Source organism: Amphritea sp. HPY, from assembly GCF_050870985.1.
Lineage (GTDB): Bacteria > Pseudomonadota > Gammaproteobacteria > Pseudomonadales > Balneatricaceae > Amphritea.
This window is the reverse complement of the sequence record NZ_CP194015.1, coordinates 3063436-3074922: the sequence shown is the minus strand read 5'-3', so window position 1 is coordinate 3074922 and position 11487 is coordinate 3063436. Positions and strand designations below refer to the sequence as shown.

At 46.4% G+C, this 11487-nt stretch carries 9 protein-coding genes; 7 read left to right on the top strand and 2 right to left on the bottom strand.

The genetic code is table 11. The features are described 5' to 3' along the window. Position 1 precedes the first annotated feature (1 nt). Both ACQUQM_RS13630 and ACQUQM_RS13625 read right to left on the bottom strand, forming a co-directional pair. On the bottom strand, positions 2–1504 hold the full coding sequence (locus tag ACQUQM_RS13630) for an NCS1 family nucleobase:cation symporter-1 (protein ID WP_432470445.1): 1503 nt from the start codon (positions 1502–1504) through the stop codon (positions 2–4). Between the two features lie 273 nt (positions 1505–1777). Continuing rightward, the gene (locus tag ACQUQM_RS13625; RefSeq protein ID WP_432470444.1) at positions 1778–2701 is read right to left on the bottom strand and encodes a LysR family transcriptional regulator; all 924 of its coding nucleotides are present in this window, start codon (positions 2699–2701) and stop codon (positions 1778–1780) included. Between the two features lie 202 nt (positions 2702–2903). Between ACQUQM_RS13625 and ACQUQM_RS13620 the strand changes: the two genes are divergently transcribed. From ACQUQM_RS13620 to ACQUQM_RS13590, 7 genes are all read left to right on the top strand, one after another. Beyond that, the gene (locus ACQUQM_RS13620) at positions 2904–4247 is read left to right on the top strand and encodes an aspartate aminotransferase family protein (RefSeq protein ID WP_432470443.1); all 1344 of its coding nucleotides are present in this window, start codon (positions 2904–2906) and stop codon (positions 4245–4247) included. 65 nt (positions 4248–4312) lie between these two features. Next, complete coding sequence (locus tag ACQUQM_RS13615) at positions 4313–5803, top strand: CoA-acylating methylmalonate-semialdehyde dehydrogenase (protein WP_432470442.1); 1491 nt, start codon at positions 4313–4315, stop codon at positions 5801–5803. 136 nt (positions 5804–5939) lie between these two features. Next, entirely contained in the window at positions 5940–6605 is a 666-nt protein-coding gene (locus tag ACQUQM_RS13610; RefSeq protein ID WP_432470441.1) for a LuxR C-terminal-related transcriptional regulator, read from the top strand. 136 nt (positions 6606–6741) lie between these two features. Further along, positions 6742–7845 carry a 7,8-didemethyl-8-hydroxy-5-deazariboflavin synthase CofG gene (gene cofG / locus ACQUQM_RS13605; protein WP_432470440.1) on the top strand — a complete coding sequence of 368 codons (1104 nt, stop codon included), beginning with the start codon at positions 6742–6744 and terminating at the stop codon, positions 7843–7845. A 304-nt stretch (positions 7846–8149) separates the two neighbouring features. Then, positions 8150–8866 (top strand): DUF5020 family protein, encoded by a 717-nt coding sequence (locus ACQUQM_RS13600; RefSeq protein WP_432470439.1) that lies wholly within the window; start codon positions 8150–8152, stop codon positions 8864–8866. Between the two features lie 318 nt (positions 8867–9184). Continuing rightward, on the top strand, positions 9185–9523 hold the full coding sequence (locus ACQUQM_RS13595; RefSeq protein WP_432470438.1) for a hypothetical protein: 339 nt from the start codon (positions 9185–9187) through the stop codon (positions 9521–9523). Positions 9524–10199: 676 nt separating this feature from the next. Next, positions 10200–11480, top strand: a complete 1281-nt coding sequence (locus ACQUQM_RS13590) for an amidohydrolase family protein (RefSeq protein WP_432470437.1) — start codon at positions 10200–10202, stop codon at positions 11478–11480. The last annotated feature ends 7 nt before the right edge of the window (positions 11481–11487 follow it).

The window sequence follows — 11487 nt, the reverse complement described above, 5'->3', positions numbered from 1 at the left end:
ATTAGTCGCTTTGAACCGCAAGGTTCGGAACATCAGCAGTCCGGCTTTTAGCGCAGAACCAGTAGATCAGGCCACCAAGGATGGAGCCGGTAAACCAGCCGTACTGATAGAACCAGTTCAGATTACCGCTAAGCAGAGAGTACAAGGTTAGTGCCACTGGAATAGCAAAAGCGATCATACCGTTAGTGTTGAAACCGCTATAGCAACCATCGGTCAGATACAGATCCGGAAGGCTAAGCTTCTGGCGCTTAACGACAAAGTAATCAACGATCATAATACCGGCGATAGGGCCCAGTATGGATGAATAGCCTAATAACCAGCCGCTGTACATCGCTTCTACACTGACATCTGATTCGATCCAGCCCAGCTTCTTCAGCAGCTCCCAGCTCATCAATAAAACACCGATCAGGCCTGTTAACAGTACACCTCGGGTCTGGTTGATCTTCTTTGGTGCTACATTCTGGAAGTCGTTAGTCGGTGATACGATGTTTGCAGCGGTGTTGGTTGATAACGTGGCAATGATGATGATCGCCATCGCGATAACTACCCAGAAAGGATTATCGATTTTGCCGATCAGGGTGACAGGATCAGAGATTGTTTCACCTACCAGAGTTGTCGATGCAGCTGTCAGGACAACGCCCAGAGCAGCAAAGAAGAACATTGTCAGTGGCAGGCCTATAACCTGGCCGACGATCTGATCTTTCTGGGAACGAACATAGCGACTGAAGTCTGGAATATTCAGGGAAAGGGTCGCCCAGAAGCCAACCATTGCTGTCACACCGGCAAAAAAGTATCCCCAGAGAGAGGCCTCTTCGGGGCGATTTGCAGGAATAGCCAGTAGTGCTTCATAAGAAATTTTAGGGCTTGCCCACATCATCAGGCCGATACCGACCGCTAAGAGCAGGGGAGCTGCAAGGGTTTCCAGAATCTTAATAGATTCTGCGCCTTTGATTACGATATAGAGGTTCAGCACCAGGAAGGTAAAGAAGCCAATAACTTCACCGGTACCGCCGAGGGATTCCCAGCCCGGCATTATATTTGAGAGTAAAATATGGATAGCCAGGCCACCGAACATGGTTTGAATACCAAACCAGCCGCAGGCTACCAGAGCCCGGATTAAGCAGGGGATGTTGGAGCCAAATACACCAAATGAAGATCGTAATAATACAGGGAAAGGGATGCCGTATTTAGTGCCCGGGAAAGCATTCAATGTCAGTGGAATTAGCACGATGATGTTTGCTATAAGAATAGCCATCAACGCTTCCGTCACTGATAATCCAAAGTATGAGGTTAAAACCCCGCCAAGAGTATAAGTCGGTACACAAATAGCCATACCAACCCATAACGCAGCTACGTTCCAGGTGTTCCAGGTGCGTTCTTTGACCTGTGTGGGTGCTATATCGTCGTTATAGTGATTACTGCTTGAGACATCAGAACCTGTCTGTAGCTCATAAAACTCACCCACTTTTATAGCGGATGAAGAGCCTGATGATGCGTTCTTCATTAGATTTCCTCTTATTTTTATTATCTAAAGTTGGTTGTGAACTTTATTGGTTTAATTAAGAGTGTTTCACGGATATTAATTTTTACCGTGTGGTAAATATAGACTTTATGATTTTCTCTGGCAACTATTTTTGTCCAGTTGGTAAAATTAACGTAATGGTTAATTATCTTGTTGATTGGTAAGTGTTTATTTATGGTTTGAGAAATTAAAACCGGATTATATGCACAGCACATGCATAAGTTTCATGTTATTTACATGGTATTAGATACGGTATTAAGCCGGTTCAATTAGATCCTGTAGCCCTTCCAGAAAACATGACAGGATCAGGTTCGGGGCAAGGTCTTTTCGGGTTATCGCGGCGTACGGTGTTAAAAAGTTATATTGCGCCGGAGAGATCGCTTTCATAATGCCTTCGTCTGCCCATTTACGGGCAAAGTGGGTCGGCAGATAACCGATGTAACTACCGGTTAAAATCAGGAAAGCGATACCTTCGCGGTCTGATGCCTGGGCAGTTTTTTTAAATTGATTGAAGTGACTGCGTATATCAGATGATTGCTGGTAAGAAGGGAACACCGCATCGCATTTGAATAGCAGTTCTGGTTCGAGTTCTTCATCGGTATAGCTGAACAGTGGATGGTCAGAGCTGCAATAGAGATTCGACTGTTCGTTATAAAGGTGAATGTATTTCAGATTCGGGTTTTTGCTGGTTACCGGTGCAACGCCGGTATGCAAGCGACCATCCAGGATGCCTTTGATCACATCCATGGCGGGGACCATTTCGATGTTGACATTAACCTCGGGTGCTTTGCCCTTTAATGTTTTTATTGAATCGGTTATCTGCATCTGGGGCATAGTGACAAGGCAATCGGTGATCCCGATATCCAGGTCACCCTTCAGTTCAGAATGGATACTATTGATCCTTAATTGAAACTCCTGATGTGACGACAGTAGCTGCAGGATTGCCTGATATACCTGTTCACCTTCGTCGGTTAGCGAGAATCCACTACGGCCCCTGTTGCACAGCTTCAGGGAGAGGCGCTGTTCAAGGTCAGACATCGCCATACTGATGGCGGCCCGGCTGATATTCAACTCGGATTCAGCTGCAGAAAACCCACCACAAGTGACGATGGTTTTAAATATTCTCAGCATCCGGATATCGGCTCCGGCTATATGTCCCATTGTATTTGTTTTAGTCATAGACACCTCTGTCGAGCACTCACTGGCCGTTGTTGATTGTTCATACATTAGACTAAATTTTACCAAATGGTAAGTATTTGGTTTACTGAAAGTAACATCTTTGAAATTTAACTATCGTGAATCCGGGGTGAATATGTGTGTTCTTGAAGCCTGTTGCTCACCTGAACAACTGGTCTTGTTTCTCTGGCATGAGGTAAACGATATGTCTGAATTTGATACTCGCAATGCAGCAGGTATGACCCGTGAGCAGCTGGAAGCTTACTGGATGCCTTATACGGCAAACCGACAGTTTAAGAATGATCCACGCATGTTCGTGGAGGCAAAAGGCGCCTATCTTACCGATACTAGTGGTCGCAAAGTTTTTGATGGTCTCTCAGGCTTGTGGACCAGTGGTGCCGGGCATTGCCGCCCGGAGATTGCTGAAGCTGTGGCGCGCCAGTTGAACCAACTGGATTATGCACCAGCCTTTCAGTATGGCCATCCAAAGGCATTTGAACTGGCAAACCGTATTAAAGAGCTGACCCCGGAAGGGCTGGATTATGTATTCTTTACCGGTTCCGGATCGGAAAGCGCTGATACATCCCTCAAAATGGCCCGTGCCTATTGGCGTAAGAAAGGGCAGCCGACAAAAACCAAGCTGATCGGGCGTTCGAAGGGCTACCACGGCGTTAACTTTGGTGGCTTCAGTGTCGGTGGTATCGGTGCAAACCGGACTTTATATGGCCTGGGTGTCGATGCGGATCACCTGCCTCATACGTTGTTGAAAGAGAATCTGTTTAGCCAGGGTATGCCTGAGAACGGTGTTGAGAAGGCTGATGAACTGCTGGAACTGATCGCCCTGCATGATGCGTCAAACATTGCCGCAGTGATTGTTGAGCCGATGGCCGGTTCTGCCGGTGTTATTCCGCCACCTGAAGGCTACCTGCAACGTCTGCGTGAGATATGTGATCAGCATGACATCCTGCTGATTTTTGATGAGGTTATCACCGGTTTCGGTCGCATGGGTTCCTACACCGGCGCCGAAGAATTTGGTGTTGTACCGGATATGATCAACGTCGCCAAGCAGTTGACCAATGGGGCGGTACCTATGGGGGCTGTGATCGCTAAATCTGACATCTACCAGACCTTCATGGATAACGGCGGCCCTGAATACATGATGGAGATTCCACACGGCTACACCTATTCCGGTCATCCGGTGGCCTGTGCTGCGGCGCTGGCATCTCTGGATGTTCTGGAAAGTGAAAAGCTGATTCCACGGGTGAAAGAGATGAGCCCGATCTTCGAGCAGGCGATTCATAGTCTGAAGGGTACTAAGTATATCTCTGATATCCGTAACTATGGTTTTGCCGGCGGTATCACCATTGAATCAGCGCCAGGGGAGCCTGCGCTGCGGCCTTATCAGATCGCGATGAAGTGTTGGGAGAAAGGTTTCTATGTTCGCTACGGTGGCGACACCATCCAGTTGGGTCTGCCTTTCATAACCGAACGGGAAGAGATCGATAACGTAATTAATGCGGTCGGTGAGTCAATTCTGGAACTGGACTGAACCAGTCGCGAGGCCGGATATAACACTGCTTAGAAACATTAAGATTAATATCGTCGAGGTAAATAATGAATACAATTGGCCATCTGATTAATGGTGAACTGCGCACGGATGCGGCTCGTTCACAGGATGTATTTAACCCATCCACCGGTGAAGTAAGCAAGCAGGTTGCACTGGCGAGTGTTGAGACTGTTGAGGAAGCTATAGCTGCGGCTGAAAAAGCCTTCCCTGCATGGCGAAACACGCCACCGGCAAAGCGTGCCCAGGTGATGTATCGCTTCAAGCGGCTGCTGGAAGTCAATGCCGATAAGATCGTTGCAATGATTGGCGAAGAACACGGCAAGATCGCCCACGATGCGGCGGGCGAGCTGCAGCGTGGCATCGAGAACGTAGAATACGCCTGCGGTGCGCCTGAGCTGCTTAAAGGCGAGCACAGCCGTAATGTTGGCCCTAATATTGATTCCTGGAGCGAGTTCCAGCCGCTGGGGGTAGTAGCAGGTATTACGCCGTTTAACTTCCCGGCGATGGTGCCGCTGTGGATGTACCCGATGGCTATCGTCTGCGGTAATACTTTTGTTCTGAAGCCTTCTGAGCGTAATCCAAGCTCGACAATGTTTATGGCGCAGTTGCTGCAGGAAGCAGGTCTGCCAGACGGTGTTATCAATGTGGTAAATGGTGATAAGGAAGCGGTTGATGTACTGCTGACCGATGATCGGATTCAAGCGGTAAGTTTCGTTGGCTCTACACCTATAGCGGAATACATTTACAGCACTGCCAATGCCAACGGTAAGCGTTGCCAGGCGCTGGGTGGCGCTAAGAACCACGCTATCGTGATGCCGGATGCGGATATGGATAACGCAGTCAACCAGCTGTTAGGTGCTGCTTTCGGTTCCTCCGGTGAGCGCTGCATGGCCCTGTCTGTAGCCGTAGCTGTAGGTGATGAAGCGGCAGACAGCCTGGTGGCAAAAATGCGTGCTGCAATGGAACCCCTGAAAGTGGGTGCTTACAGCAACAGCGATAATGACTTCGGTCCGGTAATTACAAAGGCACACCAGCAGAAGGTAAATGGCTATATCGACAGCGCTGAGAAAGACGGAGCTTCGATTGTTGTTGATGGTCGTAACCCGCAAGTTGCCGGCTATGAAGGTGGTTTCTTCGTTGGTGCGACGTTGATTGATGGCGTGACTGCCGATATGCAGAGCTACCAGGAAGAGATCTTTGGCCCGGTATTGCAGGTTGTCCGTGTTAATAGCATGGATGAAGCGATGCAGCTGATCAATGATCACGAATACGGTAACGGTACCTGTATCTTTACCCGTGACGGCGAAGCCGCTCGTTACTTCTCCGATAATATTCAGGTTGGCATGGTGGGTATCAACGTACCGCTGCCGGTACCTGTTTCCTACCACAGCTTTGGCGGTTGGAAGCGCTCCCTGTTCGGTGATCTGCACGCTTACGGTCCTGATTCAGTTCGCTTCTACACTAAGCGTAAAACGATCACTCAGCGCTGGCCTTCCAGCGGTATTCGGGAAGGCGTGTCTTTCTCATTTCCCAGCTGATTTTGTTCCTTTCAGATCATAGTTGTAATTGCAGCAGGAGCTAGCCCTGACGGGGCTTTAGTTAGCTCCCTCGTAACCCTTCCCGGATAAAGGAGGGGTTGCCTTTATTCAAACAATAATAAGAAAGGCTTATGTTATGCGACTGAAAAAAATTCTTTTAGCCAATTCAAACCCACTGGTAAGAGAGGGGGTGAAAAGTATTCTGGCAACAAGAGACTATTCAATAGTTTTCTTTGAGGCCGGAACAGAAGATGAATTTATCAAAGCAACCCGGAATAGTTCTGAATTTGATCTGATTATTGTTCAGTCGAGCTTACTTTCAGTTGGTCGCAACGGACTGATATCTTCTTTTCTTTATAAAACATCAGATCCGATTATGGTTTTATGCGAAGAGTTAACACCGGATCTGGATTTAAAGATCAGATTCTTTGACGTAATCGGTGTGGTTAAAAGTACAGATGCGGTAGCAGAGATTGAGCAGCGGATTTTTGATCTTCTGCTACGCAAGAATGGATCGCATTGTAGTGCTGAATCTTATCGGGCAAAAACTGATTATTACCCGGCTTCAGAAAGACCTCAGAAAGAGTTGAGGAAGGGGTATCAGTTTAAAAGCCCCAGGCTTGATTATCTGACGGATAAGCAGGGTGTAGTGCTTAGCTATCTGAAAGAAGGACTTATGAATAAAGAGATCGCCTTCGAAATGGGCATACAGGAGTGTACGGTTAAGCGTCATGTGTCGGATATCTTGAAAAAGCTTCAAGCTAAGAACAGAACTCAGCTTGTTGTTAAGCTAGCTGTTTGATTTTATTGAAGTAATTCATTGAAACTCAATAATTTGACCAAGTGGTAAAAATAATCTATATTGGTATTCATTGTTGTGAAATAGCAGCAGAAATACCTTTGATTATTAAAATAAAAAGAACTTGGGAGGCTTAACGATGATCTCTGTTGAGCAAGCTTATAATCTTGAAAATGCTGATAGCGACCAGATTCAGGTAGTTCGAAATCAGGCTTCCGCCCTGCGGGACCTCCACTGGGGGGATGTCGCTACCTATTCAAAAAAGGTCTTTGTACCTCTGACGAATATGTGTCGTGATACCTGCGGTTATTGCACTTTTGTAAAACCACCGGGCTCTTCCGAAGCGAATATAATGACGCCGGAAGAAGTGATGGAGGTTGTCTACAAGGGGGAGAAGCTTGGCTGTAAGGAGGTACTTTTCAGCTTAGGAGAAAAACCGGAAAAGACCTACCCTGAAGCCAGAAAGTTTCTGGCCGAACGGGGCTACAGTACCATTATCGATTATGTCTATGATATGTGCCGGATGGTCATCGAGAAGACCGGCATGCTGCCCCATGTTAATGCGGGAACCCTGTCTGAACAGGACGTCATTAAACTCCGGCCGGTGTCCGCCAGCATGGGCATGATGCTGGAGAATGTCAGCCGCCGGCTAATGGGGAAAGGACAGGCGCATTATGCTTGCCCGGATAAAGTCCCCCTACAGCGTTTGCGCACGCTGGAGCTGACAGGAAAGCACAACGTACCGTTCACTACCGGTATTTTGATCGGTATCGGCGAGACCTGGCAGGAACGGGTTGATAGTCTGATCGCAATTAATGAGATGCACCTGAAATACGGTCATATTCAGGAAGTTATTATTCAGAACTTTAAGGCTAAGCCTGGCACTGCCATGGCTGATGCGCCAGAGCCTGAGCATGAAGATATGCTGAAAACCCTGGCTGTTGCCCGGCTGATTCTTGATCCGACTATCAGCATACAGGCGCCGCCTAATCTGCAGGAATACTACAAAGATTATCTATACTCAGGGATTAATGACTGGGGCGGTGTCTCGCCTCTGACGATTGATCATATTAATCCTGAGCGGGCATGGCCTAAGATTAAGTCGCTGGAATTTAAAACCTCTGAATGTGGATTTCGGCTCGAAGAGCGTCTTGCCATATATCCACAGTATAAAAACCTTCCTGATAAATATCTGTCTTATGATATATCGTGCCGCATTGATGAACTCGAAGCTGTAGCATAATCTTTATACCGCTCTGCTCTAGCCTTCGTATGCATAACGAAGGCCCTTTCTTCGCCCAGTAAATTATTACTGGGTTTTTTTTGGGTTATAGGTAACAAAAGACTTAACTGTAAGTATTTAATCGGATTTGTTGGTTATAAAGTGGTGTTGACCAGTTGGTAAAAAAAATTAAAAATAATATTTCTTTCTTAGCTCGCTATTGAATTGTTGGTTAGTCAAAAGTTCTGAATACTATTTATAGCTTTTGAACATATTTGTGGCGATTTTTATGAAGGTCTAAAAATTGAAATCAATGAGGTTTAGAATGAAAATAACAACAAAAACATTTTGTATACTCGGCGGTGCTGTTCTTTCCACGGCAGTGTCAGCAGAACAGCAGTGGAGTGATTTCAGTCTTAGTTACCTGAAAGGCAGTGACTATGAAGTTGTTGACCCGGATCAGCAGACTATCACTGTAGAGCATGCCAGTGGTCATAATTGGGGGGATAATTTTTTCTTCGTTGATCGACTGAAGTCTGATGATGGTGATACTTCTACATATTTTGAATTGTCACCCCGACTGAGCCTTGGTTATGTCACCGGTGCTGATCTCTCTTTCGGCCTGGTAAAAGATCTCTTTCTTACCGGAACCTGGGAGAGTGGGGACGGTTTTGATAACTATATGGCAGGTGTAGGTGTCAGTCTTGATCTGCCGGGGTTCCAGTATGCTAACGCAAATTTCTACCAGGTTAACAATGACCATACCGCTGATGACGTCATGGTGACTCTGACCTGGGGTGTGCCTTTTACTATCAGTGATTCAGAGTTTCTTTATGATGGCTTTATCGACTGGTCCAGTGCTGAGTCGGATCACGCATCTGAAACAAACTTTACTTCTCAGCTGAAGTGGAACGCAGGAAAACTTATCGGTACTAAGTCTCCGGTTTATGTCGGTGTCGAGTACTCTCACTGGAGCAACAAGTTTGGTATTAAAGGGGCGGATGAACGTAATCCGGCTTTGTTGTTGAAGTGGCACTTCTGACCTTTATTTGCTGAATTCATATCTTCCAGTGTCGAACTTAGAGGTAAGCGTTATACCCCGCAGATCCCCTTCAGCTTGCTGCCTGCAACTTTGACTTAGGTTGGATGAATATTTGTCTGTACGGGCAGTAATACAGCCCAGAGGCATTCAGATTGCCACTCTAATAACGACGTTTATTAGAGTGGCTTTTTTGTATAAGTTATTGATATTTAGTTGCTATTGTATAAAATTTGACCAAGTGGTAAATTTGGTCTATATTTACCATATGGTAAATAAATAGGTTTGTTGCTCATCTGCTGCGAACCAGGAGAGACTGCTATGACCACTATGAATATCAAACCCCGACTTGAAAAAGAAAATTGTGAATTTTCCGGTACCGGCGGTGTGAGTTCAGAAAATCGGCATTGCAATTTTGTCCCTGCCTTTATGGATATGGAAAGTGGTCGAATCGCAATCTCCTGTTTCTTTGACGGACGGCAGGCACCTTGTCATATTCTGGAAGGTATACCTGCAGAGTGGATAACCAGACGGGATGAGAAGGGACGGGTGCAGGGGGTAAAAGGCTCAATTGTCTCAGGCTTTGTTCGGCTCAACCGTTTTTTTACCCGTCAGGAAGCGGCTGATTTTATGGCGCAGAATTTTGATGCGGCAGTGTAATAGCGGAAGAATACCCGGATAGCGAAAGCTAAGCTTAAACGATACGTTTAAAATATGAATAGAATTAGTAATATGCACTTTTATCTATTTGATATTAAAGGTTTTAATTGGTTATATATATAGATGTAAATTGCCTTTAAAGTTATGTTGACCATTGGGTAAAAAAAATGTAGTTTTATAGATCTGGTAATAATAAAGCTACGTCTTAATCAGGCGGTTATTACAGACCTGAACGCCACTAATAATAATTGGGTTGTAAGTGCGATGAATTTTAAAATGATTAGTCAGACAAGTTTGCCAAGCTTTGCCTCCGTGGTAACGCTGGCAGCTGACGTCGATCATTTTTTATCCGTCCTGTTGAATACACTCCAACTACAATACGCTGTTAGTACAGATTACCTGGCAAGAAATACTCCATTCAGTAAATTCCCTTCTTTTCTGCCATCCATCTACCTGTTTAATCTTAAACAGACAAAGCTGTTTGCTTTTATCATCAACTAACTTCTCTTAAAGATATATAGCGATTTGGATTGATCTGCGGCTGTGCTGCAGGGGTCATATTTCAATTATCACTGCTATTGTTTTAACAACTGACTGAACCTGAAAAAGAGATAACTGCTCTACCTGGTCGGTCGATGTTTATATAACTATTACGTTATATGTTGAGGAGTTAAGCATGTTAGATATGCTTGTGCGAAATGTGAATTTACCGGATGGTCGCAAGGGTGTTGATATTGCGATCAAAGATGGAAAAATTCTCGAAGTTGCCACTGCAATACAGGGCCGGGCAGTCACCGAAATTGATGGTCTGGGTTACCTGGCTTCCCCGCCTTTTGTCGATAGCCATTTTCATATGGATTCTGCACTCAGTCTCGGTCAACCCCGGCTGAATCAAAGCGGCACTCTCCTCGAGGGCATTGAGCTGTGGGGGGAACTGAAACCCCATCTGACAGTTGAAGCAATTAAGAAACGCGCGTTAGAGATGTGTCGCTGGTCTGTCTCGCAGGGGACTTTATCCATTCGCAGTCATGTTGATATCTGTGATGATCGTTTGTTAGCCGTCGATGCGCTGCTTGAAGTGCGTGAAGAGATGAAACCTTTTATTGACCTGCAATTGGTTGCTTTTCCTCAGGATGGTTTCCTTCGCTACAGCCGCTCACGAGAAAACCTGCTGCGTGCGCTGGATAAAGGCGTTGATGTGGTAGGCGGTATTCCCCATTTTGAGCGGACCATTAGCGATGGCGCGACAGCGATACGCGAGTTGTGTGAAATTGCCGAAGCTCGTGGTTTAAGGGTGGATATGCATTGCGACGAAAGCGATGATCCGCAATCCCGGCATATTGAAACCCTGGCCTGTGAGACCCAGCGGCTTGGCCTTAACGGTCGGGTAACGGGTTCCCACTTAACCTCCATGCATTCAATGGATAACTACTATGTCAGTAAGCTGTTACCACTGATGCGTGAAGCCGAAATTCATGCCGTCGCCAATCCGCTGATCAATATTACCCTGCAGGGTCGTCATGACAGTTATCCGAAACGCCGCGGCATGACCCGGGTACCGGAGTTGCTTAACGCCGGTATTAACGTTGCGTTCGGCCACGATTGTGTCATGGATCCATGGTATAGCATGGGCACCCACGACATGCTGGAAGTGGCCAGCATGGGCTTACACGTTGCCCAGATGACCAGTCTTGACGGTATGCAGCATGCCTATGATGCAGTGACAGTAAATGGCGCGAAAGCACTGGGGCTGGAAGGTTATGGCCTCGAGCCCGGCTGCAAAGCCGATATTGTTATCCTGCAGGCGGCAAGTCCGATTGAAGCACTGCAGTTGAAGCCAAACAGGTTATTTGTCATCAAAAATGGTGATGTTATAGCCCGAACCCCTGCGCAAGAAAACTATGTAACCCTTGGTGGTGAGGAAGAGCCGGTGAGCTTCTCAAAAGGTCTCTTTTGAGTCTGTA